21 protein-coding genes and 1 pseudogene are annotated in these 22,324 nt (G+C 70.5%); 8 read left to right on the top strand and 14 right to left on the bottom strand.

What is annotated here, in order from left to right; genetic code table 11:
• Positions 1-5: 5 nt before the first annotated feature.
• The 10 genes and pseudogenes from AB0J02_RS37025 to AB0J02_RS36980 form a co-directional block, all read right to left on the bottom strand.
• Positions 6-505, bottom strand: a pseudogene (locus AB0J02_RS37025) (hypothetical protein).
• Between the two features lie 390 nt (positions 506-895).
• A complete protein-coding gene (locus AB0J02_RS37020) occupies positions 896-1,924 on the bottom strand; it encodes an ABC transporter ATP-binding protein (RefSeq protein WP_363198254.1) in 1,029 nt (342 codons plus the stop codon).
• The gene (locus AB0J02_RS37015; RefSeq protein WP_363198253.1) at positions 1,921-3,153 is read right to left on the bottom strand and encodes an ABC transporter ATP-binding protein; all 1,233 of its coding nucleotides are present in this window, start codon (positions 3,151-3,153) and stop codon (positions 1,921-1,923) included. Before AB0J02_RS37015 ends, AB0J02_RS37020 begins: the two co-directional genes overlap by 4 nt.
• Positions 3,153-4,040 carry an ABC transporter permease gene (locus AB0J02_RS37010; protein WP_363198252.1) on the bottom strand — a complete coding sequence of 296 codons (888 nt, stop codon included), beginning with the start codon at positions 4,038-4,040 and terminating at the stop codon, positions 3,153-3,155. Before AB0J02_RS37010 ends, AB0J02_RS37015 begins: the two co-directional genes overlap by 1 nt.
• Entirely contained in the window at positions 4,037-5,158 is a 1,122-nt protein-coding gene (locus AB0J02_RS37005) for an ABC transporter permease (RefSeq protein WP_363198251.1), read from the bottom strand. Before AB0J02_RS37005 ends, AB0J02_RS37010 begins: the two co-directional genes overlap by 4 nt.
• A 4-nt stretch (positions 5,159-5,162) precedes the next feature.
• Complete coding sequence (locus AB0J02_RS37000; protein ID WP_363198250.1) at positions 5,163-6,815, bottom strand: ABC transporter substrate-binding protein; 1,653 nt, start codon at positions 6,813-6,815, stop codon at positions 5,163-5,165.
• A gap of 171 nt (positions 6,816-6,986) precedes the next feature.
• A complete protein-coding gene (locus AB0J02_RS36995) occupies positions 6,987-7,997 on the bottom strand; it encodes a membrane dipeptidase (protein WP_363198249.1) in 1,011 nt (336 codons plus the stop codon).
• A complete protein-coding gene (locus AB0J02_RS36990) occupies positions 7,994-8,848 on the bottom strand; it encodes a hypothetical protein (RefSeq protein WP_363198248.1) in 855 nt (284 codons plus the stop codon). Before AB0J02_RS36990 ends, AB0J02_RS36995 begins: the two co-directional genes overlap by 4 nt.
• Positions 8,845-10,602 (bottom strand): hypothetical protein, encoded by a 1,758-nt coding sequence (locus AB0J02_RS36985; RefSeq protein WP_363198247.1) that lies wholly within the window; start codon positions 10,600-10,602, stop codon positions 8,845-8,847. Before AB0J02_RS36985 ends, AB0J02_RS36990 begins: the two co-directional genes overlap by 4 nt.
• 349 nt (positions 10,603-10,951) lie before the next feature.
• Positions 10,952-11,671 (bottom strand): IclR family transcriptional regulator, encoded by a 720-nt coding sequence (locus tag AB0J02_RS36980; RefSeq protein ID WP_363198246.1) that lies wholly within the window; start codon positions 11,669-11,671, stop codon positions 10,952-10,954.
• Positions 11,672-13,112: 1,441 nt separating this feature from the next.
• Between AB0J02_RS36980 and AB0J02_RS36975 the strand changes: the two genes are divergently transcribed.
• The 3 genes from AB0J02_RS36975 (at position 13,113) to AB0J02_RS36965 (ending at position 14,416) form a co-directional block, all read left to right on the top strand.
• A complete protein-coding gene (locus AB0J02_RS36975; RefSeq protein ID WP_363198245.1) occupies positions 13,113-13,790 on the top strand; it encodes a GGDEF domain-containing protein in 678 nt (225 codons plus the stop codon).
• A gap of 92 nt (positions 13,791-13,882) precedes the next feature.
• Positions 13,883-14,041, top strand: a complete 159-nt coding sequence (locus AB0J02_RS36970; protein WP_363198244.1) for a hypothetical protein — start codon at positions 13,883-13,885, stop codon at positions 14,039-14,041.
• A 3-nt stretch (positions 14,042-14,044) separates the two neighbouring features.
• Entirely contained in the window at positions 14,045-14,416 is a 372-nt protein-coding gene (locus AB0J02_RS36965) for a WhiB family transcriptional regulator (RefSeq protein WP_363198243.1), read from the top strand.
• A gap of 578 nt (positions 14,417-14,994) precedes the next feature.
• On the opposite strand, the gene AB0J02_RS36960 is transcribed toward AB0J02_RS36965, so the two are convergent.
• A complete protein-coding gene (locus AB0J02_RS36960; RefSeq protein ID WP_363198242.1) occupies positions 14,995-15,921 on the bottom strand; it encodes a LysR family transcriptional regulator in 927 nt (308 codons plus the stop codon).
• A 95-nt stretch (positions 15,922-16,016) separates the two neighbouring features.
• On the opposite strand from AB0J02_RS36960, the gene AB0J02_RS36955 reads away from it, so the two are divergent.
• Positions 16,017-17,174, top strand: coding sequence for a nuclear transport factor 2 family protein (locus AB0J02_RS36955; RefSeq protein ID WP_363198263.1), 1,158 nt, complete (start codon positions 16,017-16,019; stop codon positions 17,172-17,174).
• A gap of 134 nt (positions 17,175-17,308) precedes the next feature.
• Here AB0J02_RS36955 and AB0J02_RS36950 read toward each other — a convergent pair whose 3' ends face one another.
• On the bottom strand, positions 17,309-18,136 hold the full coding sequence (locus AB0J02_RS36950) for a site-specific integrase (RefSeq protein ID WP_363198241.1): 828 nt from the start codon (positions 18,134-18,136) through the stop codon (positions 17,309-17,311).
• Positions 18,137-18,560: 424 nt separating this feature from the next.
• Positions 18,561-18,770 carry a hypothetical protein gene (locus AB0J02_RS36945; protein WP_363198240.1) on the bottom strand — a complete coding sequence of 70 codons (210 nt, stop codon included), beginning with the start codon at positions 18,768-18,770 and terminating at the stop codon, positions 18,561-18,563.
• 416 nt (positions 18,771-19,186) lie between these two features.
• Between AB0J02_RS36945 and AB0J02_RS36940 the strand changes: the two genes are divergently transcribed.
• From AB0J02_RS36940 to AB0J02_RS36925, 4 genes are all read left to right on the top strand, one after another.
• Complete coding sequence (locus AB0J02_RS36940; protein ID WP_363198239.1) at positions 19,187-19,456, top strand: hypothetical protein; 270 nt, start codon at positions 19,187-19,189, stop codon at positions 19,454-19,456.
• Positions 19,419-19,952, top strand: a complete 534-nt coding sequence (locus tag AB0J02_RS36935) for a DUF6879 family protein (RefSeq protein ID WP_363198238.1) — start codon at positions 19,419-19,421, stop codon at positions 19,950-19,952. The genes AB0J02_RS36940 and AB0J02_RS36935 overlap by 38 nt, the downstream gene beginning before the upstream one ends.
• Positions 19,953-19,976: 24 nt before the next feature.
• A complete protein-coding gene (locus tag AB0J02_RS36930; RefSeq protein WP_363198237.1) occupies positions 19,977-20,879 on the top strand; it encodes a helix-turn-helix transcriptional regulator in 903 nt (300 codons plus the stop codon).
• A gap of 244 nt (positions 20,880-21,123) precedes the next feature.
• Positions 21,124-21,342 carry a hypothetical protein gene (locus tag AB0J02_RS36925; RefSeq protein WP_363198236.1) on the top strand — a complete coding sequence of 73 codons (219 nt, stop codon included), beginning with the start codon at positions 21,124-21,126 and terminating at the stop codon, positions 21,340-21,342.
• 294 nt (positions 21,343-21,636) lie between these two features.
• On the opposite strand, the gene AB0J02_RS36920 is transcribed toward AB0J02_RS36925, so the two are convergent.
• Positions 21,637-22,092, bottom strand: a complete 456-nt coding sequence (locus AB0J02_RS36920) for a VOC family protein (protein ID WP_363198235.1) — start codon at positions 22,090-22,092, stop codon at positions 21,637-21,639.
• Positions 22,093-22,324 lie beyond the last annotated feature (232 nt).

The following is a 22,324-nucleotide window of genomic DNA, read 5'->3' as shown; positions in this document are numbered from 1 at the left end:
GGCGGCTATCCGGGCACGCCCCGCTGAAGGGCCTCCCGGCTGTCCGCCCAGTCCGCCAGCGCCCGCACCCGGCGGGCCGACTCACTGCCCGGATCCGGCGTGAGCACCGACATCAACAGTTCCGGGCGCCCCGGCAATGTCAGCGTCTCGAACGGCAGCGTCAGCCGCCCGACCACCGGATGCTCGTACTCCTTCACGCCGTCCCAGTGCGGGCGCACCTCATGGCGCTCCCAGCACTGCCGAAACGGCTCACTGCCCCGGGACAGCTCGGCAACCAGCCCCGCAACCGCTCATCCCCCGGCAGCAGCCCCGCCGACGTGCGCAGCAGCGCCACCGTGTTGCCGATCGAGTTCTCCCAGCCGAAGAAGAACGTCTGCGCGGCCGGGTCCAGGAACTTGAACCGGGCGATGTTCACCGGATGCGAGGCACCGTCGGCGAACAGCGGCGTATACAGGGCATAGCCCAGGTAGTTCGCCGCCACCAGGTCGAGACGACGGCTCCACACGAACGCCGGCACCTGCTCGATCGCATCCAGCACCCGCTGCACTCCAGCAGGCAACTCGTCGCTGACCTCGCCCGGCCCACTTCGCCGGGGCGAGGCATCGGCGCGCGCGAGATCGAACAGGTGGGACCGCTCCGCCTGATCAAGTTGCAGCGCGTCCGCAAGGGCATGCGGCACTCCCTCCGAGGCACCGGACAGGTGACCCCGCTCAAGGCGGCGGCCCACGAGCAACTTCCGCTTCCGCAAACCTGGGTAGCGCGAGCGCTACTACGCTGGATTCCTCGCGGCCGGCGCTCGCCGGGCCGCTGTGGAAGTGACCGGAGCCCGCGATCTGCGGCAGCCGCATCGCCGAGGCCGCGTGTTCGTGCGGGCCTCGGCGATGCGGCGCGGGTCTCAGACCGCCGCAGGTTCCCGGTTCTGTGCGACCCAGCAGGCGACCTCGGACTGCGCAGCGGACTCCCCGGCCCTCGGCGTCGCCAGCAGTACCGGCTCGTGCGTCCGGCACCGGTCGACGGCCAGCGGGCATCGCGGATGGAAGCGGCAGCCGGGCGGAGGGCTGCCCGGGTCGGGGACCTCGCCGGTCAGTGCCCGAGGCCGGGATCCTGTGCCGTCGGGGACAGGAACGGCGGCCAACAGGGCCTGTGTGTACGGGTGCTGCGGCGCGTTGAAGATCTGCTCGACGGTACCCGTTTCGACGATGCGGCCCAAGTACATGACGACGACCCGGTCGGCGAGCGCACCGACGACCGCCAGGTCGTGCGAGATGAACGCGAGCGCGATGCCCTCCTCGCGCGACAGGTCACGCAGTAGGTTCGCCACCGCCGCCTGGGCGGACGCGTCGAGGGCCGAGACCGGCTCGTCCGCGACGATCATCTTCGGGCGGGAAGCGAGCGCGCGGGCTACCGCCGCCCGCTGCCGTTGTCCGCCGGAGAACTCGTGCGGGTATTTCTCCGCCGCTCCGTCCGGGAGGCCGACCCGGCGCAACGCCTCGACGGCCTCGCGCGCGGTCTCCGGGTCGCGGCGGCCGCGCTTCGCTCCCTGCGCGCGTTCCCGGGCGGCCACGACCTCCTGGATCTGCGCGCCGATGGTGCGCCGCGGGTTGAGCGAGGCGTTCGGGTCCTGGAACACCATCTGCAGCGGCAGCAGGCCGGAGGCGCGGCGGCGCCGCCCCATGGTGCCGACCGGTGTGCCGTCGAAGGTGACCGAGCCTGTCTGCGCCGGGGCGAGACCGGTGATGGCCCGGGCCAGGGTGGACTTGCCGCAGCCGGACTCGCCGACGATGCCGAGGACTTCACCGGGGGCGATCTCCAGGCCGACGCCGGCCAGAGCGCGCATCGGGGGCAGCCCCTTGCGCGGATATTCGACGACCACGTCCTCGACGCGGAGCAGCGGTGCGGTCGGCTGGCCGGCGTTCACGTTCATGCCTTCCTCCTGGCGGTGGCGGTGGCGGTGGCGTCCGTCGCGAGGGCGGGGCCGGGAGCCGATGGCGCGTCGGCGGGCCGGGCGACACCGGGCTCGGCCAGTACACAGGCGACCGTGCGGGCGGGGCCGATGCTGACCGGTACCAGGCGAGTGCGGTCGCAGCCGTCGACGGCCGACGAGCAGCGCGGGTGGAACGGGCAGCCGGAGACCGGTGCGTCGGCGGCGGGGGCCGATCCGGGGATCGGGCGCAGCGGCACGGCATGTCCGACGGCGGAGCGCTCTCCGAGCGAGGCATGCGGCAATGCCTGCAACAGGCCTCGTGTGTACGGGTGCTGAGGAGCGCCGATGACCTCGCCGACGGTGCCGGTCTCGATGACGCGGCCGGAGTAGAAGACAGAGATCCGGTCGGCGATGGAGGACAGGACGCCGAGATCGTGGGTGACCATGACGACGGCCATACCCGTCTCGCGCCGCAGCTCGTCGAGGAGTTCGACGATACCGGCCTGGACGGTGACGTCGAGGGCGGTGGTCGGTTCGTCGGCGATGAGCAGGCGGGGGCCGCAGGCCAGGGCGGAGGCGATGGCGATGCGCTGGCGCATGCCGCCGGAGAACTGGTGCGGGTAGCGGGCGGCGGCCGAGGCCCCGCCGGGGATGCGTACCAGGTCGAGCAGTTCGGCGGCGCGGGCCGCGGCCTGCTTGCGGCTGATGCCCTGGTGGCGGCGGACGTGATCGGTGATCTGCCGGCCGACGGTGAGCATCGGGTGCAGGGCGGAGGACGGGTCCTGGAAGACGACCGCGATGTCCCGGCCGCGTACCTGGCCCCATTTCTTGTCGGGGAGCCCGACCAGTTCCCGGCCGTCGAAGCGGACCGAGCCGGTGACGGAGGCCCGGTCGGGCCCGAGGCCGACCAGGGTCATACCGGTCACGGTCTTGCCGCTGCCGGACTCCCCCGCGATACCGAGCACCTCGCCGGGACGGACCACCAGGTCGATGTTGTCGACGAGCCGGATCTCGCGTCCGGCCCTGGGCAGGGTGACGGTCAAGCCTCGTACTCGCAGCAGGGGTTCGGCCGTGTCCGTGGTCCCGGTGCGGGCGGTTCCGCTGCCCGCACGCGATTCCAGCGGTGCGTCGGTGGCCGCACCGCCATGGCCCGGCCCGGGGCAGTCGGCGCGTGCATCGTCGTTGGGAGTGTCGTCGTTGCGTGTGCCGAGGATGTTGTCCCCACTCATCACCGTTCTCCAGCCGTCGAGAGCTTGGGGTCGAGCCGGTCGCGCAGGGCGTCGCCGAGGACGTTGAACGCGACCACGACCGTGACGATGGCGAGCCCGGGGACGACCGCGAGCCACCACTGGTTGAAGTACTGCGACGCCTCGGAGATCATCGATCCCCATTCGGCGGCCGGCGGCCTGGCACCGAGGCCCAGGAAGGACAGCCCGGCGAGCAGCAGGATCGCGCCGCCGACGTCCAGCATGGCGAGGACGAGCAGCGAGCCGGCGACGCCGGGCACCAGGTCCACAAGGATCGAGCGGACCGAGCCGACTCCGGCGAGCCGGTTGGCGTGCACGAAGTCCGACTCGCGCAGCGAGAGCACGGTGGAGCGCACGGTGCGGGCGTATCCGGGCCACCAGACGAGAGCGCCCGCGAGGACGGAGTTGGGCAGGGACGGGCCGAGCGAGGCGGCCACGGCCATCGCCAGGATGATCACCGGGAAGGCGAAGACGACGTCGGTGATCCGCATCAGGACCTCGTCGACCCAGCCGCCGAAGAAGCCGGCGACGAGGCCGACGACCGTGCCGATCACGGCGGTCGCCGTGATGAGCAGCAGGCCGACCGGGACGGACAGCCGGGCGCCGTACAGGACGCGGGAGAGCACGTCGCGCCCGGCGGGATCGGTGCCGAACCAGTGCGCGGACGACGCGCCTTCGAGGGGCGCGGCGTTCTGGTCGAGCGGGTCGTACGGAGCGAGCACGGGGGCGAGGAGGATGACGATCAGCCACAGGAGCAGTACGCCGACGGCGATGCCCTGTGCGGGGTTGCGGCGTGCCCAGCGCCAGGCGCCGGCCACCCGTCCCGTACGGCGGCCCGGCGCGGTGACCGGGGTGAGAGTGGCGGTCATGACAGGCGGATCCTCGGGTCGAAGGCGGCGTACAGCAGGTCGGCGGCCAGGTTGACCACGACGAAGACCAGGGCGATGAGGATGGACACGCCCATCACGGCGGGCAGGTCGAGGTTGGTCGAGCTGCGGAACGCGTACTGGCCGATGCCGTTCCAGGAGAACTGCTGCTCGATGTAGACGGTCGCCGCGAGCAGCAGGCTGAAGGAGAGGGTGGTGGCGGTGATCAGCTGGCCGGAGGCCGAGCGCACCGCGTAGCCCCACAGGACGCCGCGTGAGCGAAGTCCCTTGGCGCGCCCCGCCTTCACGAAGTCGGAGGAGAGCGCTTCGAGTACGGCGCTGCGGGTGAAGCGCAGCACCATGCCGATGACGGACAGGGCGAGGACCGAGGCGGGCAGGACGAGATGGGCGGCGGCCGAGGCGAAGGCGTCCAGGTCGCCGGCCAGGAGCGCGTCGGCCGTGTAGAAGCCGGTGATCCGGGCCGGTGGATCGAGGGCGGGGGCGAGCCGCCCGGACCCGGGCAGGATGCCGAGGTTCTTGACGAACAGCACGGCGGCGACCATGCCGATCCAGAAGGTCGGCAGGGAGACCCCGGTGAGCGACAGGGTGCGGGAGATCCGGTCGAGGCGGCCGCCGCGCCCCTTCGCGGCGAGTACGCCGAACAGCACACCGATGACGATGGCCATCACGGTGGCGACGACGACCAGTTCGAGGGTGGCGGGCAGCTTCTCGGCGAGGTCGTCGAGGACCGGGCGCTGCGTCTGCTGCGAGGTACCCAGGTCTCCGGTGAGCAGGTTGCCGAGGTAGGAGGCGTACTGCACCGGAAGCGACCGGTCGAGGCCCTGATCGGCGCGGTAGCGGGCGACGATCTCGGGATCGTCGAGGGCGCGCTGGCCGAGGTTGGCGGTGGCCGGGTCCGCCGGGACGACGGAGCTGAGCAGGAAGGTCACCAGGGTGACACCGAAGACGATCAGCACCGAGGACGCGATGCGGCGCAGTGCGTACGCCAGCAGGGGAGGCATCCTGCGGCGGGCACGGGGCGTGTCCTTCGCAGAGCCCGGGGGACCCGCCGGCGCGGGAGCCGGTCCGGCGAGGGCCGTGCCGGAGGCGGTATCGGTCATGAGTTCACCCCTCCGAGCGGCCGAGAGAGGCCAGATCGAGGTAGTAGAGCGGGTTGCGGACAAGTCCGGTGACCTCGGACGAGGCGACGGTCACGAAGTTCGGCTCCAGCAACGGGACGAAGGGGCCGTCCTCGTTCATCGCCCGGTTCCACGCCGTGTAGGCGGTGAGCCGGTCCTGCTCGTCGACCGCGCCGTACGCCTTCTTCGTGAGGGCGGCGAGGCCGGGATCGGCCTTCGCCGGCCAGTGCACCCGCTTGGAGAGGAAGTCGCCGGGCGCGAAGCCGAGGACGTTCTGCGGGTCGAGGTAGTCCGGCGGGTAGGACCACAGGGCGAGCTGCGTCTTGCCGTCCACGTACCGCTGCAGGGAGGTCGACGTCGGCGAGGGGCGGAGCGTGACGGTGATCCCGATCTTCCCCAGGTCGCTCTGGACGCGCTGGGCCATGACGCCGTAATCGAGGCCGGCCAGCCGGTGGTAGTCACTGGCGTAGTCGAGGGTCAGCTCGATCTTCTTCAGGCCCTGTTCCTTCTTGGCCTTCTCGACGAGGGCGCGGGCGGCGCTTGGGTCGTAGGCCGCGGCGTCCGCCTTGCCGAGACCCCCGGTGAAGACGGTCGGCAGGATGCCGGTGGCCTGGGTGGAGCCGGGCCCGGCGACCTCGACGAGGCCCTCGTAGTCGATGCCGAGCCGGATGGCCTTGCGCACGTCGTCGGAGGCGGTGGAGAGGTTCTTCGCGCGGCTGACCGCGAGATAGAGCACCTCGGCCGCCCGGCTGTTGTCGATGGTGAGGTTGTCGCCGTGCAGGCCCTTGGTCTGCAGCGCCGAGATGTCGAGGGCGATCTGCGCGTCGCCGGACTGCACCCCGAGCAGCTGCTGCTGCGCCGAGGGTACGTTCCGGATGATCACCCTGGGGTAGGCCGGTGCGTCGCCGGCGTACTCCGGGTTGGTCTCCAGGACGATCTGCGAGGAGTTGCTGTAACTCTTCAGCCGGTACGGACCGGAGCCCGCCGACGCCGTGTTCAGCCAGGACTCGGCCGAGTCCTCGGAGGCCGCGTTCTTCGCGTCGGTGCCGCCGTGCGCGCGTACCGCGTCGGCGTTGAGCACCCCGAACTGCGGGGTGACCAGCAGGGCGGGGACATCGGCGCGGGGGGTCTCGGTGGTGAGGACGACGGTCCGCGCGTCCTTGGCCTCGACGGAGATCCCGGCCATCAGATAGGCGGGGCTGGCGTCGACGTGGCGCAGCCGGTCGAAGGAGAACACGACGTCGCTCGCCTCGACGGGGGTGCCGTCGGAGAAGCGGGCGTTCTTCCGGAGGGTGAACGTCCAGGACTGCCCGTCCTCGGAGCTGGACCACGACGAGGCCAGCCCGGGCACCGGGGTGCGGAGGTCGTCGCCCCGGTAGGTGGTCAGCGTCTCGTACAGGGCGTGGTCGACGAGGTAGTCGGTGGGCTGGTAGACGCGGGCCGGGTCGATGGACTTGGCGTTGAAGGCGGTGTCGACGACGAGGGTGTGGCGCGCGGCTTCGACGGACACCCCCGCGGTCGCGCAGGAGGTGAGCGAGGCCGTCAGGGCGGCGGCCAGGGCGAGGGCGGCGAGGGTACGCCGCCGGGGCCGGGGCCGGGGCGGCAGGGCGCCCGCCGGTGGACTGGGGCGGTGGGTCATCGGGGTCTCCGCTCGGAGAGACGGGAAGGGAGGAGGCGGGGAAGTCACTCCTGGGTGGCGTCCCGGGGCGGGGCTCGCACCGGGGTGCGTCCGGCGGATGGCGGGTGCCCTCGGCGTGTGGGCCCGGGGCGGCCCGGCGAGGGACGGGTGGTCCGCCGCCGGGCCGGGCGGTCAGGCCGAGGCGGTCACGGGTACGGCCGGCGGGCCGCCCTGGAGGTTCACGTCGATGGTCTGCCGGTACAGGCGCAGCCAGTTGCCGCCGCACAGCTTCTCGACCTCGGCGGAGCAGAAGCCGGCCTTGGCCAGCCCGTCGGGGATGTTGCCGAACTGGGCCGCCGTCTCGAACCACTCCGGGTCCGGGACGACCGGCGACTGGCCGGGCTTGCCCGCCCCGTACTCGGGGCCGCGCGTCCAGTGGCCCTTGCGCATCTCCACCATGTGCTCCTCGGTGAGGAAGCGCCCGAGGTCGGAGCCGACACCGACATGGTCGACACCGATCCGCTCCACGGTGCGGGCGACCAGCTCGCACCAGCTCTCGACGGTCTCGCACCACTCGCCGGCGATGTTCGGGTACATCGTCAGGCCGAGCACCCCGCCCCGTTCCGCGAGTGCGTCGATGACCTCGGGCCGCTTGTTGCGGGCGTGGTCGAAGAACTCGCGCGGATTGGCGTGGTTGACCGCCACCGGGACGGCCGACGCGTGGATCGCGTCGTACGAGGTCCGGTCACCCACATGGGAGCAGTCGACGAGGATGCCGCAGCGGTTCATCTCCTCGACGGCGTTGCGGCCGAAGCGGGTCAGGCCGGCGTCGGTGGTCTCGTAGCAGCTCGCGCCCAGGGTGTTCTGGATGTTGTAGGTGAGCTGCATGACCCGCAGGCCCATGCGGGCGAACAGCTCGATGTAGTCCAGCCGGTCCTCGATCGGGGACGCGTTCTGGGTTCCCATGAGGACGGCGGTGCGGCCCTCGGCCGCCGCCGCCTCGATGTCGGCCGTGGAGTACGCGATCCGGATGAGATCGGCGTTATGGCGCTCCATGCCGTACCAGTCGGCGAGGGCCTGCATGGTCTCCGCCGCGTTCTCCCAGAACGCGATGGTGTTGGTCACGCAGTCCACGCGCCCGCCGCGCAGCTCCTCGAAGACCGTCCGGTTGAAGACGCCGCACTCGAGTCCGTCGATGTTCATCGCTGCTCCTCGTCCTTCTTTGCCGTGCCGCCGACGAAGTCCTCGTCGTCGGTGAGGTCGGGTTCGATCACGCCGTTCTCGTCGACGGCGGTGGCGCCCGCGTGTTGGAGAGAGGTCACCGACTCGGTGGACAGCGCGCGCGCGGAGTCCTCGAACAGTGACCACCACAGGGCGGCTGGGGTCTCCACCCCGGTGCGTACCGCGCGGGCGGCGGGCAGTGAGCCGATGAGCGGCAGCAGACGCAGCAGTTCGGGGTCCTCGGGCAGTTCGGGTGCGCGGCGCTCCATGACGAGGAGTACGCCGTCACCGGCCAGGGCCTCGGGCAGCGGGGGCAGCCCGGCGGCCGGTGCGGCATCCGCGGCGGCGCGCGTCACCGTGAGGACTACCCCCCGGTCGGTGCCCTGGTGTTCCAGCACGGTGGCAAGTGCGGCGTACTCGATGCGGCCGGCCCACAGGGTGACCCGCTCGCCGGGCTCCGACTGGAGCAGGTCGAGCAGTGCGGGGGCGACGACGAGGGCGCTCTGTCCGAGACAGTCGACCACGAGCGCGCCCGGGGCCTCAGCGGCGATCTCCACCCGGCCCGAGCCGTCGCGGTCGGCCTCGCTGAGCCCATCGGAGAGGAACTGGAGGGCGGGCAGCCCGGCGGCCTGGGCGTGCAGCACCAGGTCGCGTACGGCGTGTACGGCGCCGAGCGCCAGGCCCTGGGCCTGGAGGAGCCGCTCGGTGATGAGCCGCAGTTCGCGCAGCGACAGCCGGAGGGTCTCGGCGTCGGAGGCGTTCTGCCAGGTGCGGCCGAGGCGGTCGGCGGCGCCGTCGCTCCCGGGGCCGCTGGTGAGCGTGGCGGAGGTCATCGGGTGGATCCGTTCGAGGAGGCGAGTGCGGGGGCGACAGTGCCGGCGGGGCGCGGCACGGCGGGCCAGAACCACGGGCCGGCGTCGGTGCCGCCCAGGTCGGCCGCGGTGGGAGCGCCCTGGAAGATCACGCCGCGCAGGTCGCGGCCCAGGTAGTCCTTGGTGCGTTCCAGGCCGTAGAGGGCGGCGTTCGCCAGGCGGATGAGCTGCGCGGGCACGAAGGCGGCGTCACGGATGTTGGTGTGCGGGACGGCGTACGCGTGCCCGGCGAGGGACTGGAGGCGCTCGACGGCTCCCCGCAGCTCGGGCCGGCGTGCGAGGAGGCGTCCGACGGGCAGGACGGGGTCCACGGTGGCGAGTACACCGTCGAGGTGCTGGACCATGCCGGGGATGTCCACGGTGAGATCGACGGTGCCCTCGGGCAGTTCGGCGGTGGCGCCGCACCGGGGCTCCTCGGCGGACCGGGACTTGTACCAGGTGTTGGCGACCGCGCCCGGCGCCGTCCGGTCGACGGCGAGAGCCCAGGCGTACCGGTCGGCGAGCAGCGTGCGCAGCTCACCGGCGGCCATCGAGCCGTCCCGGCGGAACGTCTCGTTGACCGTGAGGTCCGCCGCGAGCCGGTCCGACTCCGCCGGATCCAGCTCGGTGAGCACGGAGTTGACCACCTCGGCGGCCTCGTCGCAGATCCCCTCGACGCCCTCGACGCCGTCGACCAGCTCGGCCACCGTCGGCACCCGGCCGTCCGCCCCGGCCGCCGCCGCGCGCACGGGTATCGCGTCGAGGACACGTCGCAGGTCGGCGACGATCCGGGCGGCGGGGGTGAAGCAGGTGTACTCGTTGACGTCCTCGCTCTGGTAGAGAGCGGCCCGCTCCAGCAGGGCGACCAGCGTGTCCGCCACACCGGAACCGGGCGCCGCCGCGAGGCCGCGGGCGTGGGCGAGGGCCTGCTCGCGCAGCGAGATCCAGCGGTCCACCAGCACCGGGTGGTTGCCGACCCACAGGACCAGGCCGAGCGCGGAGCTGTTGCCGACGCCGAGGAAGCGGCGCACCTGCGGATCGAGGGTCACGGCCGTCTCCGAGCGGCGGGCGGCCAGCGCCTCGACCAGGTCCGCGCTCAGCTCGCGCATCATGTACGCGGACAGCAACTGGGCGTGGTACGGCACCGCGAGCGGGTGGTCGTCGCCGTACGCGAGGAACGTACGGGTGCCGAAGGTGCCGTTGCCGTCGAGACCGATGTTGCGCATCAGATAGCCGACGCGGGCGAGCGCGACGGTGTCGGGCTGCTGCCCTGCGGCCAGCGCCTCCACGACGTGCTCGAAGACGCGCAGCGAACGGTTGGCGCGGCACCAGGTGAGCGTGTGCCCGGTGGCGCGGCCGTGGTAGAGGCGCGGCATCTCGTTGCGGGTGTGCTCGACGTCCTCGGCCGTCGCGGGACCGTCAAGGAGGGCGCCCATCATGTCCCAGCCGAGGTCGAAGATGCGCAGGGTGCGCTCCTGCGACGAGGGCGGGAAGGCGAAGGCCACGAAGTCCATCACCCGGTCCGCGGTGTGGATGCGGTAGACGGCCTCGCCGCTGCCGTCCGCCGCGACGGTCAGTGAGCGGCGCTCGACGCGCCAGTCCTCGCGAAGCATCCGGCTGACCAGGGAGCGGGCCGACGAGAGGCGCCCGGCCTGCAGGGAGGAGAGGGCGGCCGAGGTCATGATCTCGGCGGCCGGCCGGCCGGCGGGCCCGGCCAGGCTGGGCTGTGGTGCCACGGATGGTTCCTTTCGTGCGGGTCATGCGGTGCGGTGCCGGTGTTCCGGCTTCCTCGGGGCGACAGAGCGGGGGCAGGCCGAGCGGACAGGGCGTTGGGGCAGCCCGGGGCCAGGCATGCGGATGTACGGAGGGCGCGGCCGCCCAGGGGGTGAGGTCCGGTCGCGAGGTGGTGTGCGGGGTGGCGGCGCGGCGGGGCACGCCCCGGTCAGGGGCGGCGGCGCCGGGGTGCCGCGGCAGGGTCCGGGCGGATGAGGGCCGGGACCGTGCGGTGGGGGGGGAGGGAGGGCGGTGCGTACAGGGGTCCGGGTCAGGGCCCGGTGGTGAGGGAGTGGGGTAGGGCTGTGGCAGTCACCTGCTCCCGGAGACGATCTTGCTGACGCGGGCGGCGCACGCCACGGCGTCACCTGCCGCCGCCTCTGCGTCGAAGCGGACCATCGGGCCGACCACGGACAGCGCCGCCATCACGCGGCGCCTGGCGTCGAAGACCGGGGCCGCCACGGCGACCGTCGGCTCCAGCCGGTTGGGCAGCGAGATCGCGTAGCCAAGGTGCCGGACGTGCTCCAGCTCTGCTTCACCGGCGACGGAGACGCCCGCCTCCCGCAACGCGGCCAGATCGTGCGGCAGCGCCCAGGCGGTGAGCACCCGGCCGGAGGCGGTGTCGGAGATCGGCATCCGCGCCTCGATCCGGGAGTCGACGCGCAGCAGCCGGTCCACCTCGACCCGCTGCACTATCCGCGCCGAGTCGCCGTCGAGGACGGCCAGTGACACCGTCTCGTCGACCAGGGCCGCCAGTTCCTCCATCGCCGCGGTGGCCCGGTGGCCGAGTCCGGCCTGGGCGAACGCGGCGTCGGAGAGCCTGGAGACACGGAGGCTGAGCCGGTAGGTACCGTCCTCCGCCTGCTCGGCCCAGCCACCGGCGCACAGCGTCACCAGCTGCCGGTGCACATAGCCCCGGCTGCCGCCGGTGCGACGGGCCAGCTCGGAGACACCCACACCCTGCGGCTCGTCGGCCAGGGCGGCGAGGACCTCCAGCGTCTTGAGCGAGGAGGTGAGGATCTGAGTGGCCAATGCACTGTCTCCTATATGAGGACACTGTCTCCGATTGAGATGCGTCACTTAAACATCGCGCTCACCGGACCGTCAATGGGCGCCGGAAGAAAAACATCAGACACACCATCAGGTGCGGGTTCACCGGAACATGCCTTGGATTTCACCACCGAGACCCCGCCCGACTTGTGAATGCAAGGCGCAGGCCGGCTCTCACGGGACCGGCGTCCGGCGGCCCGGCACCGCGGCGGGAAGTGCCGCACACGGGCCGGGAGGCGCCGGGCGTAAACGCCCGGCGAACCATCACGGTTACGTGATCACGAGCGGCGGAAGCACTCAACCCCCGCTATTCAACGGCCAGTTGTGGCCACTCGTTGAGAGCGCCGGCGGCGCGGGTTCCCGCTGCGGATATGCGGGCCGAGTCCCGTCAGCACGAAGATGAGACTTCGAGTCCCGCCGCGGTTCCGTCCGTCCTGCCAGCGCGAGCACAGCCGCATAGGGCCGTTCGCCCTCGGCGAGCTCCGCCGCGGTCTTGACGGCCCCGCCGTCGATGAGGTGGTCGGATCCGGTGGTCGCGGCGGCGCGAGGTGAGGCGAGGCAGGTGATGAGGGCGGCGGCTCGTCGGGTTCGATGAGCCGGTTGACGAGCATGCCTGGCGCGGTAGGCAGGTTGGTGTTGAGTTCGGTGCGGGGCTCGTTCATGGCGGCAGTGACGAGTTCGGCGCCGTAGCCGGTGGGGCTTTCCCACATGTCGGTGCGGACCGGCCCGGGGAGACGGTGCGTGGCGGAGGTGCGGCCCTCACCCAGCCACCACAGCTCGATCGCGGTCACGGTGGTTCCGTCCGTCTTCGGCCAGGGCGTCGTCGTCACGGCGCAGCACTCTTGCCTCGCCCCACGCCGGCGGGGCGGCAGCGACTGCCTCGTCCAGCGTCGTGCCGAGCCTCAGCGGAGCCACTCCGCGCGGCGGGTCGCGTACCAAGTCCATCGGTTGCTTCCCACCTCGCGCTCGAGCGATGGGCCAAGGTCATTTGAGAAGGTCGTTCTCCATCGACCAGTTCTTCTTGGTCAGCACGGCCCAGACCACAAGAAGTGGACCAGGGCCTCAACTCGCGTACGCAGCCAGTGTTTTCTCCCTGGTGTCCGAGCCAGGACTACAGGGCTCGTAGACCCTGTAGTCCTTGGGGACAACGGAACCAGACCGGCCTTGCGACGGCCCCGCCCGGGCAGCCCGCACCGCTCAGGTGATGCGCGTCGGCGGCCAGGTGTGGATCTTGTACCCGCGGTCCCTGCAGCGGCGACGCGCGAGCTGCTGCCTGACGTGAGGTCAACTGGCCGATTCGGTCCCTGGCGATTTGCGGCAACTCGAACTCTGATCTGTGAAGTCGCCCACGGCCGGCATCCACGCGCGAACCCGACCGCCTGCCCCGGGCACGACCCGTACGAGACGAGAGGGAGCCACCACAATGACCTCCACCGTGTGCGTGCCTGTCCCCGCGGCGAAGCGCGCTCTCTACCTCACCACCCTCGCCCTGCCGATGGCCGGCTGGGCCGTCCACGCCGTCACTCTGCACCGCAAGCTCTCCACCGCCCGCCTGGACCCGCTCACCGGACTGCACACACGGGACGGATACACCACCCGCTCCCGCTCCTTGACAACCCGTCACCCCAGCGAGGCCCTCGTCGTACTCGTCGACGTCGATCACTTCAAGCAGATCAACGACACGTACGGGCACGCCACCGGCGACCTGGTGCTGTCCGAAACAGCCAACCGGCTGCGCGTCTGGGCGGCAGGCAACCGTGGCATCGCGGGCCGCCTGGGCGGCGACGAGTTCGCACTCACCGTCCGTATCAGCCCCTCCCAGCGCCGCGCGCGCCTGCGGGAACTCACCGCCGCACTCGCGCAGCCCGTTGCCATCGGTGGCCAGTCGGTCGACGTCGCCGTGTCCGTCGGCGCCGCCCCCGCGGACACGCTCGGCACCACCGACCTGTCGCAGCTGCAGCGCGCCGCAGATGCCGCGATGTACGCCGGCAAGCACACCGGCATCGCGATCATCGCCGACCCCTCCCACACCCACGTGCCGTCCATCCACGGGCGCCGCGCCGGCCGATCCGGCGCCGGAATCCTCAGGACCGCCGCATAACCGCGAAGCAGCCGGCACCGGACGGCAGCCGCGAAAGCACGCAGCTATTGCTGCGACTCCCCACCTCACAGACCGGACCAGGAGATCAGCGAATGACCCGTTCAGGCGTCGCCGAGCAGACCGGATTCCTTACCCCCGACCCGCGCTTTCCGTTCCCCCACAGCGAGACTCCTACAAGCTACGCAACCGACCCAGGCCTCTTCGACCTCGACTATGACGAGCGCGGCCGTGAACGGGCCGACATTGACTAGCAGTTGCCAAAGGCCCGTACCGTCTGCGCCGGCTGCCCCCTCGTCACCGAGTGCCTCAAGAGGGCACTCCTCCAAGAAGGAATCACGCGCGTCGGGATCCGGCCAGCCACTGACCCTCGCCAACGCGCCAATTTACGCGAGCGCATCAAAGACCGGCTGGGCCCTGACCGGAAAGATCAGTTGGCCGCACAGGGCCGGGCCCGCCGGGAGCGAACTGCCACGGTGCAGCACCATCTCCCGACCGTCAACGCGGCACGGAACGTTCGCCTGGACCATGCCCTCAACTGCCCCATGCCTGCCAGCCCTTCAATCACCCCCGCACAACACCAACAGCACAACGTCATCCGGCTCCAGGCCGCCCTCGAGGCTGCCTAGACCTGCGACACATCCCGCAAGGGCGTGGGCCCTCTGCGAGACCCCCGCTGGCCCGGGCAGCCGGGTCCGGGGCATCACGATCCGTCAGCCCTGGGCGACCTGCGTCCTCGCCGGGAAGGACGTGGAGAACAGGCCCGCCCCCTGGCTTATGGATAGTTCAGCAATGGTTCATGGGGTCTGATCTGGTGTCTTGCGTGGTGGACATGTCCGTGACGGATTCCCTCCCCACGGGATCTGGTTCTGATGTTGTCTGCCCTGGCACGGAGGCCGGCTGTTCTCGAGTTGGCCCAAAGTCGGGTGACGAGATCCCGGTCATCATGGTGATCGCCGGGGTCTCCGTCGCTTCCGCCGCATGGTTGGAGGCATGAACCGCCGGATGCCACCGCGCGACCTTGCCCGCGCCCCTGAAACCTGGCCCGAAGCCGACCTCACGAACCCCGGTGCCGCCACCGTCCAGCACATCGCCCGCGCCCTGAGAGAGGTGATGAGCGGGCGGCGCCCAGGTGCTCCTGGCGCAACGGCCTCATACTCGGGGCGTTTCCGTGACGCTGTCGTTAAATGTCAGCGCGGCGGCATGGTCATCCTTCTCGGTCGGTTGATGGGGGGGTGTGGGTAGGACGGACCGAGGCGAAGGTTGTGGCGAGCTGGTCGAGCAGGGGCGCTGCGGAGGGGTGGGGGGCACGGCGTGGTGTGATCGCGTAGATGCCACGAGTCGGAGGATCGACGAGAGGCATGGTGGTGACGCCGGTCCGGAGCGCGCCCGTCAGCACGCCGGGTATGAGCGCGATGGCGTGACCGGTTGCGACCAGAGCCAGCTTGCCGGCCAGATCGGCTGCGGTGAGGTCGATGCGGGCGCTTACCCCGGCGCGGGCGGCGTGTTGGCGCAGAAGCGCCGCCGATCCGTCGTTGTCCTCGACCCAGGTCTGGTCGGCCAGCGCCTGCATGTGCACCGGGCCGCGCCCGGCCTGCGGATGGCCGACGGGCAGTGCGACGACCATGTCGTCCAGCCCGAGGAACCGGCGTTCGACCCGGGGGTCATGGGGCAGCCCTGGCGGTGCATCGGTGACAACAGCGATGCCGAGATCGCCGGCGATCACGCGGTTGTGTAGTTGCGCGCTCAGGTCCGGCAGCAGGTTCCACCGGATGGATCCGGCTCGCTCGAGCAGCCCCCGGATGGCCTCGGGAACGATTCCTGCGGCCAGAGACGGTGTCGCGCCAATAGAAAGCGGCCGATTGAACGTCCCGTCACGAACGTCTCGTACGGCACGAACAGCGCGGTCAGCCTCGTTGAGCGTGGCCACGGCGTGGTGCCGGAACACCTCGCCGGCAGACGTCGGACGCACACCGCGCGCATGGCGTTCCACCAGAGGCACGCCGAGTTGCCGCTCCAGCCCGGCGATCTGCCGTGAGACGGCCGACTGCGTGTGATTGAGCTCGGCGGCCGCCGCCGACAGTGACCCGAGTCGGCACACGGTCACGAAGGTGCGCCACACCGCCAGTTCCATGGCGTCAGTATGCCCGGCTGGCATGCGTCTCCGGCATGGCTGACCTGCACAATATGCGCTTGTCGCAGTCTTCCTGGTGCGCCACTGTGGCGTGCATGACCACACCGCACACGATCGCCGTCCTCGGCCTGGGGCGCATGGGTGGCGCGATCGCGACTCGACTCACTGCCCAGGACTGGGACGTCGTGGGCTGGACACGCTCAGGGCGCACATCAGGCGCCGTCAAGACGATCGGCGATCCGAATGAGGCAGTGGCAAGGGCCGATCTCGTGCTCCTGGCGTTGTTCGACGGCCCGGCCTGCCAGCAGGTCCTCGACGACGTCCGTGACTCGCTGCGACCGGACACGATGGTGCTGAACACCAGCACCATCGCCCCTGCCGAGGCGTCGAATCTGGCCCGGCAACTCGGCCCGTCCTATGTCCACGCCCCCGTGCTCGGCTCCGTGTCGGCTGCCGCCGCGGGCGCCCTGCAGATTCTCGCCGCCGCCGACCAAGACGCGCTCGATCGAGCCCGACCGGTTCTGGAAACCCTCGGCACCGTGCGGCGCGTCGACGACGCCTCCACCGCCGCCGCGCTCAAGTTGATCGCCAACAACAGCCTCGCCGGCGCTGTCCTCGCACTGGGCGACTCACTTCGGCAGGCCGACTCCCTCGGCTTGCAGCGCGCCCAGGCACTGGACGTCCTCGAACTCGGCCAGCTCGGCGGGCTCGTGGCCCGCAAACGCCCCTTCCTCGATGGTGAGCCGCCCGCCGGCACCGCCGACTTCACGATTGGTGCACTGGCCAAGGACATGGCTCTGCTGGCCGACGCGTCGAACACGCCTCTGCGCAGCGCCGTCGGTCTGGCTGACACCCCTGCCGCCCCCGATGCCGACATCGCCCTTGCCGCCACGGTCCCCGCCGTGTCGGACGCCGTTCTCGAACCGCTCCGCGCCTACATTCGCGGACATGCCACCGGCGAGCCCACCCACTTCCGCGACGCGTTCCTGCCCACCGCCCACATCGAGGGAATCCGGGGCGGCGCTTTCGTCTCGTGGCCTCTGGACGAGTACTGCGCTCTCTTCCACGGCCACTCGGCCCCGGACGAACCGACCCGCTCTCGCCGGATCGACACCGTCGACGTCCACGGCACCATCGCGACCGCGACCATGACGCTCCAGCACGGCGCGGACACCTTCACCGACATCTTCCTGCTGGTCCGCGTCGACGACAGTTGGCGCATCGCCAACAAGGCTTATCACCGACACTCATGAGAGAGCGAGAAGCGATCCCTCGCCCGTTTCAGCGTCGCGTCGGGGACAGGTGTTCGCTGCGCGCACAGGGAACGATCTTCGGCAAGCCGAGAACTCATCAGGGCAACGACCGTCCGCTGCGGAGCCTTCGAATCTCACCGTATGCGGTCTCCAGTCGTCGGGCGAGGTCGTTGTTCTCCGCTCGTAGCTGCTTGATACGCCCGAGCGCGGCCTCGAGTCGACGCCGAAGGGAGTCGACCGACGCGGGCTGTGAGCCGGTCCGTTCGAGCTTTGAGCCCCTTCACTCGGGCGGCGTTGACGTTGCACTCACGGGGAACGACACGCACCTCCCCGGCCCGCAGCCGCAGGTCCTCGTGCCGCAGCCCGAGCGCCTCACCGATCCGCAGCCCCGTCTCCGACAGCAGCACGATCAGGAACCGGTCCCGCAGGTTGGCACAGGCGTCGACCAGGCGCCGGATCTCGCCGGCGGTCACCGTGGCCGGCGCCTTGGGCGCAGTGGCGATGCGGATCGGGCTGTAGGACTCCGACCCCGGCCCGTGGCGACGGGTGTGCGCGAGCATCGGCACGTACCGGCCCATCGGCCTCGGCCCGGTCAGCTCCCCCAGCAGGGCCGGCACCGTCTCATCCCGGCGGGCGTGGAACCGGTAGAGCCCGGCAAGTGCGGCCCGCTTGCGTACGAGCGTGGTGTTGCCGACCGCGGGCGGTGTTCCCGGCAGTTGGTACACGCCCGGCTGGCGCGCCGGGCGCGATCGTTGAAGCCAGGCGAAGAACTCCGCGAGGTCCTCGAGGCCCAGGTGCCGGAAGTCGGCGTCGCGTTGGCTGGTCCACTTGAAGAAGTCCCGCAGGTCGTGCGCGTACGCCTCCACGGTGTGGGGCGAGCGTCCCGTCGCGGTGAGATGGCCCAGGTACACATCCGCCGCCTCGACGGGCAGTCCGCTGCCGTCGATGACGGTGTACGACACCCGATCCGAGTCCGGAACCCGCACCCGCTGAACTCGCATAGCTCCCCGCCCTGCGTCGACGACACGACCGCACCGGGTGTCTTCAACGGAGCCTCGGCGCTGCCCACTTCAACGACGAAGGCGTCGAAGACGGCACGCAGCGAGCTGTTCATAACCACCTCCTGGCGGGGTCTCGCGCTGCTGCATGCCGGGGCCGTGACGAGCCGGGGTCTAGTGAACGCTGCCCTGCTTGGACTTCGACGACGGAACCGGCCCCGGCACGGGACAGTCCTTGTGCGAGGCGGCAGAGGCGCCGGCCCCCGAACCCACCGGCATGACGCGCCTCTCCACCTCCTGGCCTACCGTGATGGGCTTCGTGCAGCGCCAGCAATCGGTCATGCCTTCTCACCTCCGGAGAAGTCGGCCAGGGATCTCAGGGCTGCGGTCATCGGCGAACCTTTCGCATGGAGTTGTCAGTGGCGAGATCCGCTTTGCGTTCGCCGAACGAAGCCGGCTCGCGCACCGCACTGTCCTGCGGTTCGATCGTGAGGCCGCCCGCGGACACGGAGAGCTTCGCGAACCTCTGCACCTTGTCGCCCGGCAGCAGGGCTGATTCGCCGTGCCAGCAGAACGTGCCACCCTCCGCAGCAGTCATGACGCGCCGTCCCGCGAACTGATCCAGGGCGCGAACGCAGCGCACAAGCTCTGACGAGCGGCATCAGGCGCCGGATCTCAACGCGCAATGCGCCGTCGAGCCGGCTGCGCCGTTCCGGGCCAGGCCGGGTTCGCGTGGCCGCACCGGCTTCGTCGAGCAGCTGGTGCGGTCTGTCCGTCACGGTCAGTGGTGGGGGGTCCTGGATGGTGGTCATGACACTCTCCGCGGGATAGGGCGGCGTGTACTGCCGTGCGCCATCGACGCTAGAGAGACGCCGCGCGCACATTCCACTGCCGTGCATGGATGTGCATGAAATGCGGCAACCTGCCAGTAGAGCGGTTGCGGTCTTGACCTTCGCTCCCGAACCAGCGGACGGTGGTGCGCATCTGAGCACAGCTCACGAGGAGAGGGCAGCCATGGCCTTGGAGTTCATCGGCATTGACCCGAACACGGGGCAAAGCGGGTCCCCGACCGTGTGGGTCGACACGAGTACCGCCGACATCGTGTTGCAGAGCTACACCGCCGACGACGCAACCCGCGCCGAGTGCATCGAGAACTCTGCGCCCGGGCACGCGAAAGGCATCCCCGCCCACGAGACGGTGATCCGTATCCCGGCTCACCTCGTGTCCATGCTGAGGGAGGCATGCGATGCCGCAGAACGCGCTGAACTTCAACGACCTGCTTGAGGCCACCACGAAATCCGCCGTCCATCTGGAGATGCGCGACCTCTACGGTGTCGGTGACGAAGCCGACGACTTCGGGCACTGGCGACAGACCGGAGAACGCGACGCCGACCCCGCCTCCGCCTACTGGGCACCCTGGGTCGGCCTGATCTCCCGAGCCACCGCGCGCGGCGTACAGGTGCGCCGGGCCCGCATCATCGCCGAGCCCGTCACGGACTACATCCGCTACGAGCACGCCGGCACTGACGTCAACGTCCATGCAGGCGAAGACGTGCGCTGGCTACCACGACGCCGGGCGGTCGATCTCCTCGTTCCCGGCTGCGATCTCTGGATCCTCGACGGGGAACGCGTCCTGTTCAACCACTTCACCGGCGACGGGAACTGGTCGGACCCAGGCCTCGAACTGCGCACCGAGCCCGCACTCGTGCAGCAATGCGTCGACGCGTTCGAAGCCGTATGGGAACGGGCAACCCCGCACGCCGAGTACAAGATTCACTGACGTCGAGACCGGATTGGCCAGCCCATGACCGCATCCCCATCGACATCCGCGCAGACGGCCCGCGAGGCCGTGGCCGGACGCCTGCGCGGCATACGCAGGACGAAGGGGCTCACGGTGGTTGGGCTGGCCCACCGGTGCGGCTGGCACCACGCCAAGGTGAGCCGTATCGAGAACGCGAAGACACCGCCTTCGCCCACAGACATCCGGCTGTGGTGCACCCATTGCGAAGCCACGGACCAGGCCGAGGACTTGATCGCCGCATCCCTCAACGCAGAGTCGCTGTACACCGAGTGGCGACGGCGAACTCGGCATGGACTGCGACAGCTTCAGGACAGCTACCTCGAACTGTTCCGGGCAACGCGCCTGTTCCGCGTCTACACGCCGACGCTGGTCCCCGGCCTGCTCCAGACCGAGGGATACGCGCAAGCACTCCTCAGCCTGAACGCCGACCTCCTCGAAGCGCCGAACGACGCTGAGGCCGCAGCGAAAGCACGAGTCGAACGGTCCCGGATCATCCACCAGTCAGGGCATCGCTTCCTGCTCGTCATGGAAGAAAGCGCGCTCCGCTTCCAGCTCGGCAACCATGACGCGATGGCCGGTCAACTCGGCTACCTCCTGACCGCCGGGGCTCTGCCTGCCGTGTCGCTCGGCATCATCCCGTCGGACACTCCCGAGCGGATCCTGTGGCCGCAGGAGTTGTTCCACGTCTACGACGACACACTGGTCTCTGTCGAACTGCTGTCAGCCCAGGTGAACGTGACCCAGCCGTCCGAGATCGCCCTGTACCTGAAGGCGTTCGAGCAGCTACGGAGCATGGCCGTGTACGGGGCCGATGCTCGATCCCTCATCACCCGCGCCATCGGAGCGCTCGACCGCACTGAGCGTGACGAAACGCCCCCACCGCCCGAAGGCGAAAAGGGCATCTGAGGCCGCGAATGACGCCCCAGGTAGAGGTGGGCTCCTATCCGCGGTCCGGTGGTCCCGGTCGGCGAGGTCGTCGAGGGCCAGCTGGACGGTGGCCATGTGCACTCTCCCGGCAAGTAGTTGGGCCAGCGGTTCCAGGAGCGGCGCAAGCGGGGGCTGGAGGGGGTAGGTGGCACGCCCTGCTCGGTGGAGGCCCGAGTAGGAGCGCGGGTGTCATCGGGTCTTCCTTCGGGGGTAACTGGGGCGAATGGAGCAGTTGGAGCTGAGAGGCAAGTCCCTGAAGCAGCGCCTTGTTTGGGCGGTGGCCGGGTCGGTGCTGTACGCGGTGATCGGGTTGCCGTTCAACGGGTATCCGTTCTGGCCGGACGCGGTGGTTCGCTTCGTGTACTTCGGCGGGTTGCTGGTCTTGCTCCTTCTGGGGTTGGAGTTCGCTGCCCGTCGGCAGAGGCGCCGGAAGAAGGGCTGACGCAGGGCGCGCCTGCTCGCTGGAGTGCGAGCAGGCGCGAGGAGAAGGGCCGGACGTTCAGCGCGACGCCGAGGGGGAGGTCACTGCGCGTCGTCGGCCGACCTCGGCGTCACGCTCCCCGCCACCTCCCGCGCGAACGCGACGCCCACACCGCCGAACCCACCGTCTGGACTCAGCCGCCCAGGCCTGTCCGATGGGCCGTGCGCGCTGGTCAGGGCCGCGTCCTGGTGCCCGGCGGCCGGCCGCGCTGACCCGTCACTCACCCCACCGCGCCCCAACCCGTCGCAACGGCCCTCAGACGACGTCGAATTCGTTGCCCTCTGGGTCCTGCAGGGCGGCGGCGTAGAACCCCATGCCCGGTTCATCCCTGATCCGTTGCACGGTGGCACCAGCTTTCACCAGCCGTTCCACCGCGGCCCTGACCCGCTGTGTGCGGGCGTCCAGTGGGACGTTGGGGCCCCCACCGACCTTCAGGTCGAAGTGCCACCGGTTCTTGGCGGCCTTCGGCTCCGGAACCTGCTGGAACCACACCCTCGGTCCACGTCCCGCGGGATCGACGATCGACTCCGGAATGTCCCCGGCGCCGGCCGGCAACTCTGCCTCGGGCACCCCCGCCGCCGCCCAGTGAGCACGCCACGTGGCGTGCCCGTCCGGCGGGGGCTCGGGCACGTAGCCCAGGGCCTCGGCCCAGAAAGTCACCATGGTCTGCGGATCGGAGCAGTCGATGGTCAGCTGCACTGTCATCTCCATGCTCGGAGCATCCCAGGCAGGTCTGACAGATGATTCACTTCCGCACCAAGCCCTTGTAGCGCGGCTCTTGAGATGGCCCCTGTAAGCGTTCTCGCGGCTCTTCCCCTCTCAATGAGTAGCCGGGGCGTTCCTGGCATCTGATGGAGGAGGACGAGCGGACGGTGCACACTGTGTGGGCCTGGACTTCTGCAGCGGTCTGCTTCAGCGCAGCAGCTGTGGTGCGGGCGTATGC

Source organism: Streptomyces sp. NPDC050264 (assembly GCF_040655895.1).
In the GTDB taxonomy this organism is placed as follows: domain Bacteria; phylum Actinomycetota; class Actinomycetes; order Streptomycetales; family Streptomycetaceae; genus Streptomyces.
The sequence above is the reverse complement of the archived record's forward strand: the minus strand, read 5'-3'. Positions and strand labels throughout refer to the sequence as shown.